Consider the following 20,090-nt stretch of genomic DNA (forward strand, 5'->3'; position numbering starts at 1 on the left):
TTTATATGTTCCGGATTTCAATTCAAACTGGGGACAAAATCAAAGAGCGGTACGAACGCGTATTTAAATAAAAACGAAGCGTCAAAAACCGTAACCGATTTTCAAAATTGAATCGTCTTTTCGAAAAGAAAATCGAAGATGAACTTCGATGAAGCGCGTTTCCGTAATCATTCCAGTTCGGCAGGGAGAAACGGAAACCGCTTCGCTTTTAAAAGAACTATCTCCTCGCCTGCCCGCCGACTGGGAAATCATCGTATCACAAAGCGCGACGGGCCTAAACCGGGCGCAAACCTTGAACCGAGGCGCCGAACAATCCCAAGGTGAATTTCTGTGGTTTCTTCACGGAGACAGCCGCCTCACTTCCGAGACGATTCCCGCGCTTGAAAAAGCGATCTCCGAAAAACCGAACGCATTCCATTACTTTAAACTGCAATTTTATCCTACTCGCAAACGGATGAAGATCAATGCGATCGGCGCCAACCTACGATCGCAAATTTTACGCTCCCCGTTCGGAGACCAAGGCCTTTGTATTCAAAAGGATAAATTTTTGAGCCTCGGCGGATTCGACGAATCAACCGCCTACGGCGAGGATCTTCTGTTTGTATGGAAGGCGCAACAAAAGGGAATTCACTTAAACCGAATCCCCTCCTATCTTTATACGAGCGATCGTAAATATCGGAAGCAAGGCTGGATCAAAATCACGCTTTTGCATCAGTATCTTTATTGGAAGCTGGCAATCCGTCATTTCGGCTTATAAAACATTCAAATATCAGGATATTATTATATTTTTAAAACATATTTCTCCATTTCGAATCGTATCGAATTCTTCCGCTATAAACTTTGTCTAAAACGGGGATTTTAACCTTGAAATCCGTTCTTCTTGTGCGTTCCGTCACAATACGGTTTGTTTGAAGATCCTCCGCATCGGCAAAGAAATGCCTCCGTCAAACGATTGACGGTTCTTCCCGTGCCGGAACAGACTTCAAGATTCCCGCTCACTTTTAAGGGACCGTTGTGAATCGGTTTGATTGTTACTTTTCCGTTCCTAACTTCCAACGGAAAAGATTCTTCCGTTAAAGGTTCGCCGGTAGCAGCGAATCCTATCCCGTTATGACTGGAATCGCAGAACGGTTTGTTTTTGGAGGCGCCGCAACGACATAACGTTACGCGAAACCCTGAATCCGTTTGTCCTATGATTTCCAAGTCGGCATGGAACGCAAGCGGACCGTTTTCGCGGACTCGAACTACGTTTACAAGAGGAGCTTTTTCGTTTTCCGATTCGATCTTACTCGTAAAACGAATCGCACCGGAAGGACAGTTCAGCGCAAGATTTTGAATTTCACCCGAAGTTGCGCGATCGGGATAAATCCATTCTCCCTTTACGTTCGGAACAAAAACATCCGGACGATTGAGAACGCAATTTCTTGAGTGGATGCACTTTTTTCCGTCGAACTGAATCGTGATATTCTTACCGGAAACCGTTTCCATGTTTTACTCCTGAATCGAATAAAAACTATATCCTAAAAGAAAAATAAACCAAGTAGAATCGCGTAAAGACGTCCGAAGGTTCGCCGATTCGTAGAATACTCCCGAATAAAAAACGGAGAATTTCGATTCTTCTTAAACCTCCGGTTTCATTCCGTGCGAAAAATCGTCGGTAAGAATTTCGAATGCGGCTTTGCGATTCGAAGTTAATTTCAAAAAAGCAGGATCCTTTTTTCTTTTTACGTAAAGTTCCGCGCTCGCTATCTTACTGTTAAGACAATGTTTCCAACCGCCGGGCGGGTTCCAATATTGAAGACAAGCGAAGTCGTTCGGTTCCGCGTAGATTCTTCCTTTGAGTTGAATCTCGTTCGAACTCGCGGAAAAATTCCAATCGAAGTAGCGATAGTTCGCTCTTCCGAAGCCGCCGAGAGGGTGATTGAGTTTATAATCCTTACCGCGAAAACGAAACACGATCGGCGTGATCGCCGGAGTCCAAATCGGTCCGATCTTCAACTTAGCCGTTGCAAGTTCCAAAAAAGAATCCGGCTCTTCCGCAAAGCCGACGACCTGCCCCCAAGCATATTGATCGGTGTGCTTCGATCCCCAGTTATGATTGTGACTTCCGATCCAATCTTCGATCGAAACTTCATCGGAGCCGAGTTTTAAGGTTCCGGAAAGTTTGATCCGAGGATTTCCGACCAACACCTTCGCTTTCGGAAAACCTCCTTCGTACAGATTTTCCGGAAAAAGAAAAAGCGGAGGACTGCCTCCCGAAATTTTCAAATCCCAGAAAAAATTCTCCGGACCTTTTTTATTTCCGGCCTTTCCGATTAAATAAGAATCCGTCAGTTCCGATCCGCCGATCACAATGGAAAGCGGAGCGGATTGAAACTTGCATTGATCGATCGGGAACTCTGACTTGGAAACGAAGTGGCTTTTTTTGTCCCCGTCGAAATAGATCGCCCAAAGTTCGCCGATCGCTTTTTCGGGATGTTTTTTCGGAGAAAAAATCGTATAACGAATCCATAATGCTCGATGCGAATTCGGATCGTTTGCTCGGACGAACCAGCTTTCATAGTGACCGTTCGGATCGTTCGGCTTAAATCTAGGATGATTGAAATTGGAAAGAATCCCGTTCATATCGTAGTCTGATCTCCTTTTACCGATGAAAATATCGAATCCGCTTAGCATAAAGATCGGATCAAAATCCTTTTTGCCGTTAGAACAATCGGATCTTTTTCGTTTTTTTGGGATACAAAACCCTCGATTCTAGATTCAAAGTCGACTCGTTGTCTCATTTTTAACCGATCCAATCGACCTCGACAACAAAAAAAGAAACAACACATTATACAATAATAATATATCTACGGAACGCAAGATTGTCCAATACCCTTCTCGCTCGATGTTCCACTCAATTCAAGATTTTCAGAATAGAATTTACACTTTACAGGATCTTATCGTTTTGTATTCTTTTCACAAGCGAATCGAAAACTTTACAGCGTGTCCCAAAACCTAATTTTACTTTACCGGAAAGATCAGCTGCAAGGTTCTGTCCCGATTTTGGGACAGGTTCTTAGAAGAACATTCTCTTTTAAAAATTTTCGAAAAAGGTTCTTGTCATGACGTTTAAAGGAACGAAGTCCCCCTCATTCTCGACGATTTTTCGACAATTCGTGGATTATACTGTCGATCTATTTCACATCGTGGATGATACGGATCAAAAGGGAACCGTCGATGCGATAAAAAAGGGGGTAGAATTTAAGGGTGTAAACGTCTGGACTTTGATTATCGCGATCTTCATCGCTTCCATTGGATTAAATACGAATTCGACCGCGGTCATTATCGGCGCAATGCTGATCTCGCCTCTAATGGGACCGATTTTAGGCGCCGGTCTTGCATTAGGAATTTATGATTTTTCTTTGCTGAATAAGTCTCTCAAAAACGTAGCCGTAATGACCGTTTTGAGTTTGGGAGCTTCCGCGATTTATTTTTGGCTTTCGCCGCTGTCCGATGCTCAATCGGAACTTTTAGCGAGAACGTATCCTACGATTTACGACGTCTTGATCGCCTCGCTCGGCGGATTGGCCGGAATTATCGCCGCCTCACGGAAAGATAAAACTTCAAACGCGATCCCCGGAGTTGCAATCGCAACGGCTTTGATGCCCCCTCTCTGCACTGCGGGATACGGCCTTGCCAATCTAAATCTCAAATATTTCTTAGGAGCGATTTATCTTTACTTGATTAACTGTGTTTTTATTGGAATCAGCACGTTAATCGCCGTTCGTTATTTAAAATTTAAGAAAATTACGTATCCGGACAAGGAAACGGAAAAGAGGATCGCGAGATATGTCTATGCAATTTCTTTAATACTTCTGCTTCCAAGCTTGATTTTGGCCTACGACTTAATCAAAGAATCCACATTTAAAAAGAACGCGCGAATATTTATCGATAGTAATTTTAAATCGGAAAAAAGCAGGATCTTGAGCGTAAATTTCCGTTCAAGCGGAGGTTCAAAACAAATCGAGATTTCCATTATCGGCGAACCTCTTTCCGAATCCGTGATTTCACATCTCGAATCGAGTTTACCTCAATTCGGATTGGAAGAAACAGAATTAAAAATTATTCAACCGTTTTCTTCGGAAGAAAAGCAGGAGACTTTTTCGAAGGATCTTGGACTCGGAATCAACTCCCGCTTTAAGACGAAAGACGAGAAAATCATTTTTTTAGAGAACGAAATCCGATCCATGAACAACCCGAACAATTTGATTCCCAAAATCACCAAGGAAATAAATATCCTTTTTCCAAATGTAAGGTCTTTTTCGTTCGGAGACTTACTTGTTCAAAACGTTCAAGACTTAAGTTCAACGAAGGAGAATACGATCCTTGTGGAATGGAAACCCGCAACAAATAAAACCGATAAGAAAAGACTCGAATTGTATCTGAAATCAAGGTTGAATATTGAAACTATAAAAGTGTTGGAGATTCATTGAGTCTTGAACTTTCGATATTAAAGTGGATACGAATTCCATTTTTATTTTTCGATAGAAACGTTACAAAAATTTGATATGGATAATGCGGCAAATCGACTGATCATAGTTTCCAATCGTCTGCCTTTGAATTTTTCTTTCGAAGAGGGAGTTCCTCATATCGAAAGAAGTGTAGGCGGGTTGGCTACCGGACTCAGTTCGTTTTTGGAATCGGTCGGAAGCGAGAATTCGGATTTTTCGGAATATCTTTGGGTAGGCCGCTATTTCATTATTTTCCATCCTACGCGATTTACGAAGAGGAGCACTGGAAAACATACAAAGACGTTAACGAAAAATTTTCGAACGCCATCGGCGAAATTTACCGGCCGGGTGATACTATATGGATCCACGATTATCATCTGTTCCTTTTACCTGCGTCGATTAAGAAAAAGTTTCCAGATTCTAAAGTCGGCTTTTTTCTACACATTCCGTTTCCTCACTTCGAAGTTTATAGACTATTGCCGATGAACTGGCGAAAAGAATTGCTCGAAGGAATTCTCGGATCGGATCTGGTCGGATTTCACACACACGATTATACTCAGTATTTTTTACGATGTGTTCTCCGAATCTTAGGCTTTGATAATAGCCTGGGGTTACTGCACTACAACGATCGATTGGTAAAAGTCGAAACGTTTCCGATGGGAATTCATTATTCTAAATTTAGAAACTATTCTCTAACGGAAGAATGCGCTATAAAGAGAAACGAATTCAAGCTCGGTTTTTCGGGAAAAAAAATCGTATTATCGGTGGATCGGCTTGATTATTCCAAAGGAGTTCATAAACGACTCGAAGCATTTCAATGGTTTTTGAATAAATATCCGGAATGGTCTGAAAAAGTCATTCTTCTTATGATCGTCGTTCCTTCCAGGGAAAACGTGGAAAAATATTCGGAAATGCGTGATCAGATCGAAGGAATGATCGGACGTATCAATGGACTTTTCGGAACTTTAGATTGGAATCCAATCGTATATCTTTATAAATCCTTTTCTTTCGAAGATCTTGTCGCCTTATACGGCGCAAGCGACGTCGGCTTGGTGACCCCTCTCCGCGACGGTATGAATTTGGTAGCCAAAGAATATCTTGCAAGTCAAGTCGATAACGAAGGCGTTTTAATTCTTTCAGAAATGGCGGGTGCGGCTAAAGAATTAGGCGAAGCTATTTTAATTAACCCTAATAATCCGGACGACGTAGCGAACGCGATACATCAGGCCTTTTTACTCAGTTCGGCCAAAAAACAAGAATGTCTCAAACATATGATCAAAAGAATCGCTCGTTACGACGTGACTAAGTGGGCTGCGGATTTTTTAGAACGTCTTGAAGAGACTCATAAAAAGGAAAAGGATCTTTCCGCAAAGGTGTTGGAGGGAACGATTCGCGCGCAAATTCTGAACGATTATCAAAATTCGAAAAAAAGAATACTATTCCTTGATTATGACGGAACTTTAGTTCCGTTTAATAATGAGCCGAAATCGGCTCTGCCCGATCCTGAAGTATTAAACTTATTGAATACAATCTCTTCTGAAGAAAATAACAAAATTTATATAGTGAGCGGAAGAAGCAAGGACTGGCTCGATTCCGTCTTCGGGGATCTAAATTTGGGATACATAGCTGAACACGGCGTATGGTTTCGTGAAGGGAAAAACTGGGAACTCTTTCGGGAAATTTCCGGTTCTTGGAAATCGGAATTGTTTCCGATTTTGGAACAGTACGCAGACCGGCTGCCAGGTTCCTTTGTGGAGGAAAAAGAATATTCTCTCGTATGGCATTATCGAGCTTCCGATTCGGATGCAGGAAACTTAAGAGCAAGGGAATTGTTGAACGACTTAGTAAATTACACATCCAACATAGACGTTCAGGTTCTACCAGGAAACAAGGTTGTCGAAGTAAAATGTGCAGGCGTCAATAAAGGTCTTGCAGTCAAAAAGGTCACGTCCGAATCGGATTGGGACTTTATCGTTGCGATCGGCGACGATTGGACGGACGAAGATATGTTTCGGGAATTACCCGATGGTTCCAATACGATCAAAGTCGGATTAGGAACGACGGCCGCGAACTATTATTTACGCAGACAGCCCGACGTGAGCCGTTTTCTAAAGGATCTTTCAGATCTAAGGAAAAAAGTTTGAACAAACACTTTTATAAAATGGGTTTAATTGGTAACTGTTCCTTCATTGCACAGATATCGGAGGATACCAATGTCGAATGGCTTTGTTGGCCGAAATTCGATTCTTCATTTATATTCGGCTCTTTATTGGATAAAAAAAAAGGAGGGGAATTCAGGATTCTACCTAAAGATGAACGGGCGCATTATAATCAAAGCTATTTAGAAAATACGAATATTCTAAAATCGAACGTAAAAACGGAAGACGGAGAATTTGAAGTCGTCGATTTTGCACCCAGATTTTTCGAACACGAAAGATATTATAAACCCTTAATGTTAGTCCGCAAAATTAAACCGTTACGCGGATCTCCGAAAATCAGGATAATATGCGACCCCAAAGGAGACTACGGACGAATTGATCCGGTAATGCAGATAGGGAGTAATCACATTCGATATAGCGGTTTGGATTCGGATGTTCGCCTCACTTCCAATATTCCGATTCAATATATCCTGAACCGGTCGGAATTCTTACTGAACGAAACGAAGTATCTTGTCTTAACTTACGGTGAACCGCTTGAAAGTTCTTTGGAAAAAACTTCCGAAACACTTCTTGCGCGATCGAAGGAATATTGGCAAAGCTGGGTAAAACACTGTTCCATCGGCGAATTTAGACAAAGTTCCGTAATCCGTTCCGCGTTGGCATTGAAACTTCATCAATATCAGGATACAGGTGCGATCATCGCAGCATCCACGACGAGTCTTCCTGAATCGCCGGGAAGCGAAAGAAACTGGGACTATAGGTATTGTTGGATTAGAGACGCTTTTTATACGTTAAACGCTTTCAGTAATGTTGGCCATTTCGAGGAGATGGAGAAATACTCTTATTTTTTGGAGAACATCGCTTCCCGAAATAAGGAAAGAATTCAACCTTTGTTTTCGATTACCGGCGAAGAAAGGATCGAAGAGAAAATAATTGAGCTGGCAGGATACCTCGATAACAAACCCGTGCGTGTCGGAAACCAAGCTTATACGCACATTCAAAACGATGTATACGGTCAGATGCTTTTATCCATCGCGCCTTTATATTTAGATTATCGATTTTCTCACAAAAAAATTCCTTCCTCCGCGATTATCGTAAAGGAACTATTAGAGCATATTAAAAACACAATGGACCAACCGGACGCAGGTCTTTGGGAATTCAGAAATCTTTCCCAAAAACACTGTTATACGTTCTTATTTCACTGGGCGGGTTGTACCGCTGCGGAGAAGATCGGGAGAAAAATCGGCGATCGAAAAATTTGGAGTATTGCCGCCGAATTGAAACAACAAGCCGCGGAGCGAATCGAAACCTGTTACGATTCAACAAGAGGAGTCTATACTCAGGCGGAAGGTGTCTCGAACTTAGACGCGAGTCTATTACAACTGATCAGCATGGGTTATCTGGATAGAAATTCATCCAAGGCCGCCCAACATTTAAAGGTCTTAGAATCCGAATTGAGAACTCCGGAAGGTCTATTCTACAGATATAAACATTCGGATGATTTCGGCGTTCCGAAAACCACGTTTCTTGTCTGTGCATTCTGGTACGTAGATGCTTTAACGTGCGTCGGTCGAGTTCGCGATGCGATAGAAGTCTTCGACACGTTGACTAATTTTTCGAATCACTTAGGACTATTCTCGGAAGATATCGATCCCGTAGACGGGTCGCAATGGGGAAATTTTCCGCAAACGTACAGTCATGTCGGTTTAATGAATTCCGCCTTTCGGATTTCCAGAAAATTGGACAAACCGCTCTTTTTATCATAAAAAGTCTCTCTTAAGAATTTAGATAAACATGACTTAAGCTATTTTAAATCGTGCTATTAGTTATCACCTACCCGTTTTTAAGAACGCACAATATCCGATCGAATCCTAATCTTTACGAATGAAAAATTATTCCGACTTCGGATTATCGCCCGCTTACATTCCGAGTATATTATAAATTCTTAAACCGAAAAAGTCGTTCGAAAGAAAACACATCGTCGTTTTCTTTTTTATCGAACGCTTGAATTTTACGCCTAATTATAATTTTTGTTTGACCTTCTTTGAATTTCGGATACGCCTCCAAGAGTTCGGAGGAAATAAAAATGAAAAAAGAGAATTGGAAAATCGCATTTATACTACTAATCTGCTCTGCATTTGCGGAATGTTCCGAAAAGAAAAACGACAACGACGCAATCTTATCGTTGCTAAACGAAGAAATCGCTTCCACAAATCTAAACGGTCACAAGCCTAACAACGGACAGACACTTCTTACGTCGACTGCGCCTGACGTATTTCTAATCGGAGCGGGAAAGGCGGACATTACCGGTCCGTTTGTTCAATCAAGCACCGGCTACAATAGTCCCGGAGATCAAATGTCCGGTCTGGCGATGCGTCTGTTTTCAAGAGCCTTTGTCATCGAACGCCCGGGAGGAAACACGGTCGCAATCGTTACGAACGACATGCTTCACATGTATCAAAGCGTAAAAAAGGATACGCTTCTTATCTTGTGGAAACTTCGATGGGAAACAATTTTGTCGCGGCGTTCCCCCAAGGTCCGATGGGAGATTCAAGTCCGAATCAGCCGAATCCCGCGGACATCACGAAACCGTTTCTAAGACCGAACGACTTAGATCCGAATCTCGACGCTCTGGAAAATCCGATCGTTCACGGAACCCAATGGACTACGATCGCTACGGATAACAACCCTTATACGGCGTTCGATTGGGTAAGAACGGGAGGAGATCTTTCGCCTACTTCGGAAGTTACGATCACTTGGCTGATTCGGAATCAAAGTCCGGGAACATACAGAATCGTCTACAACGGTCTTGCAAAACAATTCTGGGTATTCTTTTGGACCTATAAAAAAGTCACGGGTATATCCAAAGAATTCATATTGCAGTAAATCGGATTTCCGTTTCAAAAAGAAGCCGCGATGTCCGCCCCGAGGCCGCTGTTTTTTTTCCGATAATCCGCCTAATACGGAAGACGGAACAATGGAAGGGATAAATTAAAACGTACCGCCACGATTCGGATCGTCACGACTAAAAGAACGGAAAGTCCCATGTTCCAGTCGGAATTCACATTCAAATATCCTAATAGAATATAGAGCGTAGCGCCCGCAAGACAAGCGGTCGCGTAAATTTCCTTTCGAAAGATCAAGGGGACTTCGTTGATCAAAGTGTCTCGAATCACTCCTCCGAAAATCGCTGAGATCATTCCGAGAATGACCGATCCGAACGGATTGACTCCGGTTGCAAGTGAGATCTTCGTTCCGATCACCGTATAAATGCCGATTCCGATGGAATCGAAGAGAAACATCTCCCTCCGAAATCTTCCCCAATAGCGAGCGAACAAAAGAGTGACGATAAAGCCGATAAAGATCGCCCAGAGTACGTTTTCATCCCGAACCCAAGCGACCGGATAATTGCCGAGGGTGATGTCTCTCAGAGTTCCTCCTCCGATCGCGGTGATAAAGCCCGTAAAAAACGCGCTGAAAATATCGTGATGATGTCCCTTCTTTTCGGCCGCGGCCAACGCGCCCGAAATCGCAAAAAAACCGACTCCGGTCAGTTCGATATAATATGATAAATCCATAATATTTAAGATTTTTTTGAAATTTTTCCGACTTTTATAAATGTTCTATCAATTCGGAAAGCGTTTGAATATCTCCGTCTTTCTTTTTCAAATACGACCTCCAACCGAGCGATTTCGGAACGGCGACGTCGAGATCGTATTTATCTCCGCAATATACGAGGGATTCTCCCGGAAGTTCCACAAGACGCATCGCTTCCTCAAAAATCTTCGGAGACGGCTTTTCGTAACCGAACTCGGCGCTTACGATTACCGGATTCAAATATTCTAATATTCCTTTCGCTTCCAGAAGCGCTTTGAGTCTGTGATCCCAATTCGAAATCACGCCGAGTCCCCAATTCTCATTTTTACAATGATCCTTGAGATCCCAAAATCCAGGATCGACGGTCCAAAGCTCCGGGTCCGCAAATCTATGATAGATGATCGGAAAGGCTTTTTCAATCGATACACGATCCGGAATTCTTTCCAAAAAATCCTCGAGCAGTTCCTTCCACCAACCCGGCGTCCCTCCCGGATGATGTTGGTATTTGTCGCGATGTTCAGGCGGTGCATTCTCATTCATCCTATGCCAAGATTCGGAAAAAGCCTTCCGATAGACTTCTCCCGCATTCTTTTCTTTTTTTAAACCGGCTTCCAAAAGGACTTCAAGATAAGTCTCACCCGCCGATTTTTTCAGATGAAGAATCGTGTCACCCACGTCCAAGAACAGATATTTATGATAACGCACGGACTTACTTTTATCGACCCCGAAGTTTTTGCATCAAGGTTTCGATCGTATTTTCAAATTCAAAAATGACTTGTAAGTCGCGTTCCAAGATTCATGCTCTGGGTATGCCCGCGAACTTCTCTATCGGAATCTTTATCTTTTCCGGCGTCACACAACTCGACTTCACCGGACCTTACGAAGTGTTTTCGAGAATCCCGAACGCTAAGGTTTTTCTTTTTGCGCAAACGAAAGGGGCGATCACTACGGAATCGGGAATGAAGTTCATCCCCGATTATGATTTTTCGGATTGTCCCGATCTGGACATTCTTCTCGTTCCGGGCGGCTCCGGCACGACGATCTTAATGGAAGAATTCGAGGTTCTTGATTTTTTAAAAGAGAAAGCGGAGAAGTCCAAGTTCATCACTTCCGTCTGCACGGGTTCCTTGGTTCTCGCGGCGGCGGGTCTTCTCGACGGTTACAAAGCGACCACACACTGGCTTTCTTTGGATGTTTTAAAATTATTTCCGGTCCAGATCTCGGGAGAACGTTTCGTAAAGGATCGAAACAGAATCACCGGCGGCGGCGTTACCGCAGGAATCGACTTTGCGCTTTTCCTAACCGCCGAATTTTTCGGAACCGATCTTGCGGAAGAAATTCAATTGATGATCGAATACAATCCGGCCCCTCCGTTTACTTCCGGCCATCCTACGACGGCGACTTCTCATTTGGTTGAGAAGGTGAAGTCAAGTCGGGAGACCGCTCAGAATCGTCGGAAGGCCGCCGCGATCCGAGTCTTAGAAGCGCGACCGAGAAATTAACGAACCGACGGACGCGGATTCGTCCGAGCATTCGGAGATGGTGTGGGAACTCCTGCGTTTTTCCGATTGTTCGGAAATATGTAGGAACTCCTTCCTATTTTTGAAAACGGAGACGATGTAGGATCTCCTACTCAGACGTTCAGAACTGAGAACAAAATTTACAGAAGTTCCTTCGTTTTTGTGGGAACTCCCCCATTTCACAAAAAAAATTCGACCCACGGGAGAATTCTCCCCTATTCCTAAATTGAATCAAAACCTACGTTTCTTCTTTAATGAGACAGAATCCAGGGACGAAAGTCCCATCGAACGATCCGGTTGTAAGAGTTCCCACATTCCTGGAACCACAGTAAATTCTTGACCTTTAGTTACAAATTACATATTTTGTTATTTGTAACTAAAGGTATTCCAGGAGAAATTCAAATGATGAAGCAAAGAAAGTTAGGAGCACAAGGACCGCTCGTTTCCGAAATCGGTCTCGGTTGTATGGGAATGTCGGACTTTTACGGCACAAAGGAGACTCGAGACCGGGGCGAAAGCATTCGCACGATTCACGCCGCTCTGGATGCGGGGATCAGTCTTCTGAACACGGGGGATTTTTACGGGATCGGGCACAACGAGTTGTTGATTGCGGAGGCATTGAAGTCGGTCTCGAACCGACCGCTGATCAGCGTAAAGTTCGGGGCGATGAGAACTCCGCAAGGAGGGTTTACGGGTTACGACGCAAGACCCGCCGCGGTCAAAAATTTCGCCGCGTACTCTCTAACCCGACTTGGAGCGGAAGCGATCGACATCTATCAACCGTCCCGCGTGGATCCGACCATACCGATCGAAGAAACGGTGGGCGCGATCAAAGAGCTGATCGAGGAAGGAAAAGTGCGTTATCTCGGATTATCGGAGGCTTCTCCCGAAAATATACGACGTGCGCATAAAATTCATCCCGTGACCGCGTTGGAGATCGAATACTCGTTGGCTACGAGGTTGATCGAAAAGGAAATTCTTTCCACAGCAAGAGAACTCGGAATCGGCATCGTCGCGTACGGAGTTCTGTCCAGAGGGCTTCTTACCGGAAAAATTTCGGGCCAACTGGAAAACGGAGATTTTAGAAATCATTCCCCTCGCTTTATGGGAAAAAACCTTGAATCCAATCTGGAGCGGGTCAATCTGCTTCAAGAACTCGCAAAGGAAAAAGGCTGTAGTCCCGCACAACTCGCGATCGCTTGGGTGCTTCATCAAGGAAACGATATCGTTCCTTTGATCGGTTCCACAAAGACGGGAAGTCTGAAAGAAAACTTAGGAGCGCTGAACGTATCTCTCAATCGCGAAGAATTGAATCGAATCTCGGAAGCGTTTCCGGACGGTTCCTTCCAAGGAGAAAGATATCCCGCGCTTCAGATGCAGACCGTAGCCAAATGATGTATGCCCAGAACAGGCTTAACGCCGGACGAACTTTATAACAAGGCGCTCGATTCGACGGAGGAAGAAATCCGACGCAACGGAGTCGAACGTCTCAAGCTGACCGACATTGCAAGAGAGCTCAATGTCAGTCACGCGGCTCTCTATAAATTTTTTTCGGACAAACAGTCTCTTCTGGACGAGGTTTCCAAACGGTGGTTGGATAGAATCGATCGGGAATTGGAAAGAATTTCGAAACAGAATTCTCCGGTCGAAACGATCCTCACCGAATGGTTCACAACCTTACACACGATGAAACGTGAAAAGGTTCTTTCCGATCCGCGCCTTTTCGGCGCGTTCAACCTCTCCGCCGAAAAAACGAGACCTTTTGTGGTTTCCCACCTCGACCACATGGCAAAGCTGCTTGAAGACTTAGTACAAACGGGAATTTCAAACGGAACGTTTCATTGTTCGAACGCGAAAGAAGGAGCGAGAATTCTCTTCGAAGGAACCGCGTCTTTTCACCATCCTCGTTTGGTTTTGGAATCGATCGAAGAGGATCGCAGACAGGCGTTAGACGCTCTTTTGAAAACCTTGATTGCGGGTTTGAAATCGAAATCTTGATCCGTTATTTACACAGACATCCCCGCGACCGAAAATCCTCGCTCGAACACGAAGCGGAAAAATCCCCGCACTCGATTGACGCCGCAGGATTTTCCGTTTACTCCATTTGAACTTTAGAATATATCACTATTTTAATGTTTATGATGAATCAGATGCGGTTCGTCCAAGTCCTTCCATAACGCCGAATTTCCGATCGTAATCGAAGCCTCGTGAATTTCCCTTAAGAATGCTTCTTCCTTTTCCGGATTTTTTTTCTTATCTTTCGAATCCAAAGATTCCTTTACGCCCGCAAGAATCTTATCCAGAAGAAACGAAATCGGTTTGTCCCAAATCGCCGAAGTGGCCACGATCACCATTCTTCGGTGAGGAATCACATACACGAACTGACTTCCCTTTCCGTTCGCCATAAACGTTTTTTTGCCTTCGAACTGGTGCATCCACAATTGATAACCGTAATTCTGCGACGCCCCCGGTCGAATCGCCTGTTTGATCCAGTCGGACTTGAGGATTTTTTTACCTCGGTAAATTCCGTTATCCAAATACAGAACGCCTAACTTCAACATGTCGATCGGCTTGAGTCTTAAACCGAAACCCGCGGTTTGTCTTCCCGACGGAGAAGTATACCATTCATATCCTTTGAAATCGAGCCAAGCGAACAAAGTCTTTTCCGCAAACTGGAGCAAGGTCATACCCGCTTTGTTTTCCAAAACCGCGGCGGCAAGTTGAGAATCTCCGTTGCTGTAATCGAACTTCGTACCGGGTTTATCCTTCACTTCGGGAAGCAATGCGATGACGAGAGGATCTTCCGCGGTGCGAATGTCTTCCCGTTCGGGAAACTCGGACCAACGCATTCCGGAAGCCATGTGAAGAACGTCTCTGAGTTTTAAGGATTCTTTTCCATCCAAAAGAGGAAAGGGAAGATTGCCGAGAGAACGCAAAGAATTCATCACTGGTTCGTCCACGTTTTTCAGAACGCCTTCCAAGTTGAGAATTCCGAGTAAGGTGGAAGTGACAGTTTTCGTCACGGAATAAACGCTGTGATTGTGGTCGCGTGTCACACCTCCCGCGTAACGTTCCATCACGAGTTTGCCGTCTTTAAAGACCAGAAGAGAGCGGACTTCGATTCCTTCGTCGCGTATCGATTTTGATAAGCGAAGTAGCGGGGCTGAATCCAAACCGGCTTCTTCGGGAAGGCCGATCGGAAATCCTTCGAAAGGAGTTCGATTCAATTGTTTCGGAGCGAACGAACGGGCCGCGCTCCGCAAAGCGACTTCTCCCTCGGGCTGGGTGGAGGCGCAGGAAAGAACAAATCCGATCCAAATCAAAAAAAGCCAAATTCTCATACAACACTCACTCTTTCTAATAAAACAACCAAATCGATTCTTTTTCTTTTCGATTTCCTCATTTTGAAATTTATTGAGCGATCGAAGTTGCGCCCCATAGGAAGCAGCTTGCCGAGTTCAGAATACGAGATTTGAATCGCTTTTTTTCGGATCTTCTGCGAAACTTCAGAAAGGCCTTTTCGATGAACCGTACATTCGTTCTTCATTCTTTATTGATTTTCTTTTTATGCGTCGCTGTTCCGAACCTGGGTTGTCTCGTTCGAGTGGATTGGGACGCAAACGAGAAGAATGTCAAAAAATCCCCTTCTCCCGATGCGTTTCCGACGGCGGAGGACGCAAACCTTACGCAGGCGGAACGAGCGAAGCTGATAAGGGAAGGAAAGCTGACGCCTCTTTCTCCGGACGGCCTCTCATTGATTCACGGCCGAGATTCCGGTTTTTCCTACGAACACGCCTGCACGCAACTTCTTGCAAAGTGCCAGGGGAATTGTATGGAGGAATGGTATCCGTTCACGTCCATTTTCTTGCCGATCATCGGTTACAGAAGCGCGAAACAAAGACAATGTATGGACCGATGCAATCAATTCTGCAAACTTCCGAGTAGAATTCTTTCGGGAGAAACAAGCACAACTCCGACGACTCCCGGCCCTCAAAGTCAGTGAGGTCCAATCAAAAATCCTAATATACCTTTCACCCTCTTAAAACCCTAAAAAAACGACGTTTTTTATACCGTTCCAATTTTAATTCCGAAGAGATTCTTATAATTATCATTTCAGTTTAACGGTTAAAAATTTCTTGCCATTTCCGACAAATCGCCGATGATTTCCTACCTGGAGAAAACATGGCCGACTCAAAAGAAATCGTCGTATTTACAACGCTAAGCGATCGGGATCTCGCGGAGATTCAGATTTCAGAAATGCTTCAGGAAGGGATCATCATATCGGGAACGATTTTTCCCGAAGTTACGTTGATGTATCAGTGGGACGGAAAGATCGCGATGGATACGGAAAACAAGATCATGATTAAGGCGAGATCGGATCAATATCCTAAAATCGAAGAATTCATCATGAAACATCACCCATACCTCGCTCCGGAAATCATCCGTCTCGACGTAAGTTTCGGAAGCGAGAACTATCGTAAATTCATTAAAACGAAGATCGATAAGGCGGGTTGATCGGCTCTTAACCTTCTCCGCCGCCCGTCATATTTCTCAAAACCCTGCCGATGATTTCGGGTTCCAGTAAAAGGGCAAATGCAATTCCGCATAACGCACCCCAAAGATGCGCGTCGTGATTGATTCCATCCGACGCCGCGTTTCGCGAAGAAAAATACGTATATACGAGATAAAGAACGGCGTAGATCGCGCCGGGAATCGGGATCGGAATAAACATCATATAAAGCGACAAACCCGGATAAAACAGAATCGTAGCGAACAAAACTCCGCAAACGCCGCCCGACGCTCCGAGGGTCGCATAAAGCGGGTTATCCGAATTCTTTTTCCAGGAAATGACGCTCGTAATCAGAATCGTTCCTAAATAAAAAATCAAAAACTTGATCGGCCCCACGGTCAGCTCCAGATTCTTCCCGAAAGAATAAAACGAAACCATGTTGAAGATCAAATGCATCCAATCGGCGTGAATAAAACCGGAAGTAAGAAGCGTGTAATAATTCTTATCCCTCTCCAATCGATACGGTGTTAGAATGAATTTTCCGAGTTTTTCCTCGGAGGCAAAACACCAAACGCTCAAACCGAAAGTGACAAGACAAATCAGTATCGTAATCAAGATAAATTCCTTTGTGTTAGTTTTCTGCGGAAGAATCGCCCGTCTGAATCGACAACATCTTATCCCGTAAGATCGCGGCTCTTTCAAAGTCCAGATCCTTGGCGGCCTTCATCATCTCTTCGCGGAGTTTATCCTTCAATTCTTCCTTGTTCGGGAATTTCTTGGAATTGAATTTCTTGTCCACGTCTTCGAGAATCAGGTCTTCGGAGGTTTGTTCTTTTTCTTCCCTTTCTATGATGTCGCTGACTTCTTTTTTGATGGTGAGCGGAGTGATTCCGAACTTCAGGTTGTGTTCTTCCTGAATATGTCTCCGCCGTTTCGTTTCGTCGATCGCCTTAGCCATCGAGTCTGTCATCTTATCCGCGTAAAGAATCGCGGTTCCGTTCACGTTTCTCGCCGCACGGCCGATGGTCTGTATGAGAGATTTATAATTTCTTAAAAAACCTTCCTTGTCCGCGTCCAAAATCGCGACCAAAGAAACCTCGGGAATATCCAAACCTTCCCGTAAAAGATTGATCCCGATCAGAACGTCGTGAATCCCCTTCCGCAAATCGCGGATGATCGCGACACGATCCAAGGTTTCCACTTCGGAGTGGAGATAAGCGACCTTCAAACCGATCTCCTCGTAATAATCCGTCAAATCTTCCGACATTTTTTTCGTGAGAGTCGTCACCAAAACGCGTTCTCCCGCTTCGATCCGTTTACGGATTTCGACGAGAAGATCTTCGATCTGATTTTTAGTGGGACGCACTTCCACGATCGGATCCAAAAGTCCGGTGGGACGAATGATCTGCTCCACAACTTTGGTACTTTTTTCCAATTCGTATTCTGCCGGAGTCGCGGAAACATACAACGTTTTCGGAGTCAATGATTCGAATTCGTTGAAGTTCAAAGGACGGTTGTCGAGCGCGCTCGGAAGACGAAAACCGAAGTCGACTAACGTCTGTTTGCGGGCCTTATCCCCCGCAAACATTCCTCCTATCTGAGGAATCGTAACGTGCGACTCGTCCACGATCAAAAGGAATTCTCCCTGAAAATAGTCGATGAGGCAAGCGGGACGTTCTCCCGCTTTTCTTCCCGTTAAATGTCTGGAATAGTTTTCGATTCCGTTGCAGTATCCCATTTCCTGAAGCATTTCCATATCGTAATTCGTACGGGAAGTGATGCGTTCCGCTTCGAGAAGTTTGTTGTTCTTTCTAAAAAAATCCGCCTGCATTTCCATTTCGGAACGGATGTTTTCCACGGCTTCTTTGACCTTGGGACCGGAAGTGATGAAGTGTTTTGCGGGATATATATACGCTTTTTCTAATTTAAGAAGCGTTTGCGCCGTTACCGGATTGATTCTGCTGATCGAGTCGATCTCGTCCCCGAAAAATTCGATCCGAATTCCGTCGGTATGGTATGCAGGATAAATTTCGATCGAATCCCCTCTTACGCGGAAGTTTCCCCTCGAAAAATCGATGTCGTTGCGATTGTATTGAATATGAAGAAGTTTGCGGATCACCGCGTCGCGCTCTATCGTATCGCCCACTTTTAATGCGACAACCGAATTCGTATATTCTTCCGGCGAACCCAAACCGTAGATGCAGGAAACAGAACTAACGATGACCACGTCCTCCCGTTCCAAAAGGGAAGAAGTCGCGCGCAACCTGAGTTTATCGATCTCTTCGTTGATCGAGCTGTCCTTTTCGATAAACGTATCGGAAGAAGGGACATACGCTTCCGGTTGATAATAATCGTAATACGAAACGAAGTATTCCACCGCGTTTTCGGGAAAGAATTCCTTGAATTCACGGAAGAGCTGCGCCGCCAAAGTTTTGTTATGCGACAAGACGAGCGTAGGCAATCCTAGATTCTGAATCACCTGAGCCATCGTAAACGTTTTACCGGAACCGGTCACGCCCACGAGGGTGACTTTTTCTTCTCCTTTTTTAAAGGAAGAGGCGATGTTTTCGATCGCCTTAACCTGATCTCCGGCGGGTTGATATGCGGAATGGATTTTAAATACGGCTGCCATAACTACGAAAGTTTTTTCTTGGCGTTGAACTGAGCCTGTTTTCTATCTTCGAGAATTTCCAGATCGAGTTCGTCGAAGAGTTTCTGCATCACCATCATGCCGCGCATGAGAGTCGCGGTGGAGGAGAATTTTCCCCGTTCGATGTCCTGTTCCAGATTCAATTCTTTGAGGTTATTTATGATTTTGATGAAGAGCGTTTTATCCCGGTCGATGGAATATTCCACTTCGACCTCGGTTCCGTCCCCGTATTTTACCGCGTTTTCCACCGCTTCCAACGCGCCGATGCAAAGATCGATGACGATGTCCTCGGGAGTTCCCTGAGTTTTTAAAAAGAATTCGAGACGACTTCGGACGTATTGCATCGGCTGAAACGCGATCTTGCCGAGTAGAACATAACTGTCCTTAGACGGGAATTTTTTTCCCTGGATTTGATCGGGATGAATGTGAAATTCCTTCGCGTTGAACTTGCTGCGTTTCACGGTTCCCGAATCTACGAAACCTTCTAGGATTTCGGAGACGACCGAATTTTCGATATCGGGTTCGTCCTTGAATTTGCGGAGAGTTTCCATCCGAATCCACGCGAAAAAATCGTTCACGGAGCCGGTCAACCCCTGAGAAAGCATCGACTGAATCTGCTTTTCGATTTCTTCTCGAGAAAGATGGAAGCTCATACTTTATCCATTGGAGTGTGGAATTCTGAACGTGTAAATCCGTTTTTACCAGGAGCGGATTTGGCGCATCGCTTCGTACGAAATCACCGCGACTGAATTGCTCAGATTCAAACAACGGGAAGAATCTTCCATCGGAATTTTTAAGATCTTCTCCGCATTCCAAGAATTTTTCATTTCTGCGGGAACACCCGACGTTTCGTTTCCGAACAAAAAAGCGTCTCCGTCCTTGTAACGAACGTCCGTGTAAGAACGTCTACCGTGAATCGAAATCAGATACAGATCCGCATTGTACGGAAGAACCGCTTTAAATTCTTCTAAAGAAGAATGAAGCGAAAGTTTCACCTTATCCCAGTAGTCGAGCCCCGCTCTGCGCGCGGCTTTTTCCGAAAGGTCGAACGCGGCTTGTCCGACGATATGAAGTTCCGCTCCCAGCGCCACACAAAGTCTCGCGATGTTTCCGGTGTTGGGAGGGATCTCGGGTCTGTAGAGTCCTATATGCAGAGGCATC

The 20,090-nt window shown here is 44.6% G+C and carries 20 protein-coding genes; 11 read left to right on the forward strand and 9 right to left on the reverse strand.

From position 1 onward, the window contains the following. The first annotated feature begins 148 nt into the window (after positions 1–148). A complete protein-coding gene (locus tag LFX25_RS14870) occupies positions 149–757 on the forward strand; it encodes a glycosyltransferase (protein ID WP_238730907.1) in 609 nt (202 codons plus the stop codon). 101 nt (positions 758–858) lie between these two features. Here LFX25_RS14870 and LFX25_RS14875 read toward each other — a convergent pair whose 3' ends face one another. Together LFX25_RS14875 and LFX25_RS14880 are read right to left on the reverse strand one after the other, a co-directional pair. Then, positions 859–1,488 carry a CDGSH iron-sulfur domain-containing protein gene (locus LFX25_RS14875; protein ID WP_238730908.1) on the reverse strand — a complete coding sequence of 210 codons (630 nt, stop codon included), beginning with the start codon at positions 1,486–1,488 and terminating at the stop codon, positions 859–861. 132 nt (positions 1,489–1,620) lie between these two features. Continuing rightward, positions 1,621–2,625 (reverse strand): hypothetical protein, encoded by a 1,005-nt coding sequence (locus LFX25_RS14880; protein ID WP_238730909.1) that lies wholly within the window; start codon positions 2,623–2,625, stop codon positions 1,621–1,623. Positions 2,626–3,104: 479 nt separating this feature from the next. On the opposite strand from LFX25_RS14880, the gene LFX25_RS14885 reads away from it, so the two are divergent. From LFX25_RS14885 to LFX25_RS14905, 5 genes are all read left to right on the forward strand, one after another. Then, on the forward strand, positions 3,105–4,475 hold the full coding sequence (locus LFX25_RS14885) for a DUF389 domain-containing protein (protein ID WP_406600504.1): 1,371 nt from the start codon (positions 3,105–3,107) through the stop codon (positions 4,473–4,475). A gap of 245 nt (positions 4,476–4,720) precedes the next feature. Further along, positions 4,721–6,637 (forward strand): bifunctional alpha,alpha-trehalose-phosphate synthase (UDP-forming)/trehalose-phosphatase, encoded by a 1,917-nt coding sequence (locus LFX25_RS14890; RefSeq protein WP_238730911.1) that lies wholly within the window; start codon positions 4,721–4,723, stop codon positions 6,635–6,637. Positions 6,638–6,654: 17 nt separating this feature from the next. Then, positions 6,655–8,418, forward strand: a complete 1,764-nt coding sequence (locus tag LFX25_RS14895; RefSeq protein WP_238731620.1) for a glycoside hydrolase family 15 protein — start codon at positions 6,655–6,657, stop codon at positions 8,416–8,418. Between the two features lie 320 nt (positions 8,419–8,738). Further along, a complete protein-coding gene (locus LFX25_RS14900; protein ID WP_238730912.1) occupies positions 8,739–9,251 on the forward strand; it encodes a neutral/alkaline non-lysosomal ceramidase N-terminal domain-containing protein in 513 nt (170 codons plus the stop codon). Then, positions 9,194–9,538, forward strand: coding sequence for a neutral/alkaline non-lysosomal ceramidase C-terminal domain-containing protein (locus LFX25_RS14905; protein WP_238730913.1), 345 nt, complete (start codon positions 9,194–9,196; stop codon positions 9,536–9,538). The genes LFX25_RS14900 and LFX25_RS14905 overlap by 58 nt, the downstream gene beginning before the upstream one ends. Positions 9,539–9,609: 71 nt before the next feature. Here LFX25_RS14905 and LFX25_RS14910 read toward each other — a convergent pair whose 3' ends face one another. Further along, positions 9,610–10,230, reverse strand: a complete 621-nt coding sequence (locus LFX25_RS14910; protein ID WP_238730914.1) for a trimeric intracellular cation channel family protein — start codon at positions 10,228–10,230, stop codon at positions 9,610–9,612. 34 nt (positions 10,231–10,264) lie between these two features. Beyond that, on the reverse strand, positions 10,265–10,954 hold the full coding sequence (locus LFX25_RS14915) for an HAD-IA family hydrolase (RefSeq protein WP_238730915.1): 690 nt from the start codon (positions 10,952–10,954) through the stop codon (positions 10,265–10,267). A 104-nt stretch (positions 10,955–11,058) separates the two neighbouring features. Here LFX25_RS14915 and LFX25_RS14920 point away from each other — a divergent pair, with 104 nt between their 5' ends. The 3 genes from LFX25_RS14920 to LFX25_RS14930 all read left to right on the forward strand — a co-directional run bounded on the left by LFX25_RS14920 (position 11,059) and on the right by LFX25_RS14930 (position 13,767). Then, complete coding sequence (locus LFX25_RS14920; RefSeq protein ID WP_238730916.1) at positions 11,059–11,751, forward strand: DJ-1/PfpI family protein; 693 nt, start codon at positions 11,059–11,061, stop codon at positions 11,749–11,751. Positions 11,752–12,174: 423 nt separating this feature from the next. After that, the gene (locus LFX25_RS14925) at positions 12,175–13,164 is read left to right on the forward strand and encodes an aldo/keto reductase (protein WP_238731621.1); all 990 of its coding nucleotides are present in this window, start codon (positions 12,175–12,177) and stop codon (positions 13,162–13,164) included. Between the two features lie 3 nt (positions 13,165–13,167). Then, positions 13,168–13,767, forward strand: coding sequence for a TetR/AcrR family transcriptional regulator (locus LFX25_RS14930; protein ID WP_238730917.1), 600 nt, complete (start codon positions 13,168–13,170; stop codon positions 13,765–13,767). A gap of 131 nt (positions 13,768–13,898) precedes the next feature. Here the strand turns inward: LFX25_RS14930 and LFX25_RS14935 are convergent, their stop codons facing one another. After that, positions 13,899–15,110, reverse strand: coding sequence for a serine hydrolase domain-containing protein (locus LFX25_RS14935; RefSeq protein ID WP_238730918.1), 1,212 nt, complete (start codon positions 15,108–15,110; stop codon positions 13,899–13,901). Positions 15,111–15,292: 182 nt separating this feature from the next. Between LFX25_RS14935 and LFX25_RS14940 the strand changes: the two genes are divergently transcribed. Further along, positions 15,293–15,772, forward strand: a complete 480-nt coding sequence (locus LFX25_RS14940) for an LIC_10730 family protein (protein WP_238730919.1) — start codon at positions 15,293–15,295, stop codon at positions 15,770–15,772. Positions 15,773–15,951: 179 nt separating this feature from the next. Further along, positions 15,952–16,284: a divalent-cation tolerance protein CutA gene (gene cutA, locus LFX25_RS14945; protein ID WP_238730920.1), complete on the forward strand. Its 333-nt coding sequence runs from the start codon at positions 15,952–15,954 to the stop codon at positions 16,282–16,284. Between the two features lie 7 nt (positions 16,285–16,291). Here the strand turns inward: cutA and LFX25_RS14950 are convergent, their stop codons facing one another. Genes LFX25_RS14950 through LFX25_RS14965 form a run of 4 tightly spaced genes read right to left on the reverse strand, consistent with a single transcriptional unit; the run spans position 16,292 to position 20,089 of the window. After that, complete coding sequence (locus tag LFX25_RS14950; RefSeq protein ID WP_238730921.1) at positions 16,292–16,894, reverse strand: rhomboid family intramembrane serine protease; 603 nt, start codon at positions 16,892–16,894, stop codon at positions 16,292–16,294. A 16-nt stretch (positions 16,895–16,910) separates the two neighbouring features. Next, positions 16,911–18,911 (reverse strand): excinuclease ABC subunit UvrB, encoded by a 2,001-nt coding sequence (gene uvrB, locus LFX25_RS14955; protein ID WP_238730922.1) that lies wholly within the window; start codon positions 18,909–18,911, stop codon positions 16,911–16,913. Positions 18,912–18,913: 2 nt separating this feature from the next. After that, the gene (locus tag LFX25_RS14960; protein ID WP_238730923.1) at positions 18,914–19,582 is read right to left on the reverse strand and encodes an ATP-binding protein; all 669 of its coding nucleotides are present in this window, start codon (positions 19,580–19,582) and stop codon (positions 18,914–18,916) included. 45 nt (positions 19,583–19,627) lie between these two features. Further along, positions 19,628–20,089: a tRNA (cytidine(34)-2'-O)-methyltransferase gene (locus LFX25_RS14965; RefSeq protein ID WP_238730924.1), complete on the reverse strand. Its 462-nt coding sequence runs from the start codon at positions 20,087–20,089 to the stop codon at positions 19,628–19,630. Position 20,090 lies beyond the last annotated feature (1 nt).

Origin of the sequence: Leptospira sanjuanensis (genome assembly GCF_022267325.1) — a bacterium.
GTDB classification, from domain to species: domain Bacteria; phylum Spirochaetota; class Leptospiria; order Leptospirales; family Leptospiraceae; genus Leptospira; species Leptospira sanjuanensis.

Excerpts from the sequence above, each read along its gene's own strand:
- LFX25_RS14870 (WP_238730907.1), top strand. The coding sequence starts at position 149 with ATGAAGCGCGTTTCCGTAATCATTCCAGTTCGGCAGGGAGAAACGGAA.
- LFX25_RS14875 (WP_238730908.1), bottom strand. The coding sequence starts at position 1,488 with ATGGAAACGGTTTCCGGTAAGAATATCACGATTCAGTTCGACGGAAAA.
- LFX25_RS14880 (WP_238730909.1), bottom strand. The coding sequence starts at position 2,625 with ATGAACGGGATTCTTTCCAATTTCAATCATCCTAGATTTAAGCCGAAC.
- LFX25_RS14885 (WP_406600504.1), top strand. The coding sequence starts at position 3,105 with ATGACGTTTAAAGGAACGAAGTCCCCCTCATTCTCGACGATTTTTCGA.
- LFX25_RS14895 (WP_238731620.1), top strand. The coding sequence starts at position 6,655 with ATGGGTTTAATTGGTAACTGTTCCTTCATTGCACAGATATCGGAGGAT.
- LFX25_RS14900 (WP_238730912.1), top strand. The coding sequence starts at position 8,739 with ATGAAAAAAGAGAATTGGAAAATCGCATTTATACTACTAATCTGCTCT.
- LFX25_RS14905 (WP_238730913.1), top strand. The coding sequence starts at position 9,194 with ATGGGAGATTCAAGTCCGAATCAGCCGAATCCCGCGGACATCACGAAA.
- LFX25_RS14910 (WP_238730914.1), bottom strand. The coding sequence starts at position 10,230 with ATGGATTTATCATATTATATCGAACTGACCGGAGTCGGTTTTTTTGCG.
- LFX25_RS14920 (WP_238730916.1), top strand. The coding sequence starts at position 11,059 with ATGCCCGCGAACTTCTCTATCGGAATCTTTATCTTTTCCGGCGTCACA.
- LFX25_RS14925 (WP_238731621.1), top strand. The coding sequence starts at position 12,175 with ATGAAGCAAAGAAAGTTAGGAGCACAAGGACCGCTCGTTTCCGAAATC.
- LFX25_RS14930 (WP_238730917.1), top strand. The coding sequence starts at position 13,168 with ATGCCCAGAACAGGCTTAACGCCGGACGAACTTTATAACAAGGCGCTC.
- LFX25_RS14935 (WP_238730918.1), bottom strand. The coding sequence starts at position 15,110 with ATGAGAATTTGGCTTTTTTTGATTTGGATCGGATTTGTTCTTTCCTGC.
- LFX25_RS14940 (WP_238730919.1), top strand. The coding sequence starts at position 15,293 with ATGAACCGTACATTCGTTCTTCATTCTTTATTGATTTTCTTTTTATGC.
- cutA (WP_238730920.1), top strand. The coding sequence starts at position 15,952 with ATGGCCGACTCAAAAGAAATCGTCGTATTTACAACGCTAAGCGATCGG.
- uvrB (WP_238730922.1), bottom strand. The coding sequence starts at position 18,911 with ATGGCAGCCGTATTTAAAATCCATTCCGCATATCAACCCGCCGGAGAT.
- LFX25_RS14960 (WP_238730923.1), bottom strand. The coding sequence starts at position 19,582 with ATGAGCTTCCATCTTTCTCGAGAAGAAATCGAAAAGCAGATTCAGTCG.
- LFX25_RS14965 (WP_238730924.1), bottom strand. The coding sequence starts at position 20,089 with ATGCCTCTGCATATAGGACTCTACAGACCCGAGATCCCTCCCAACACC.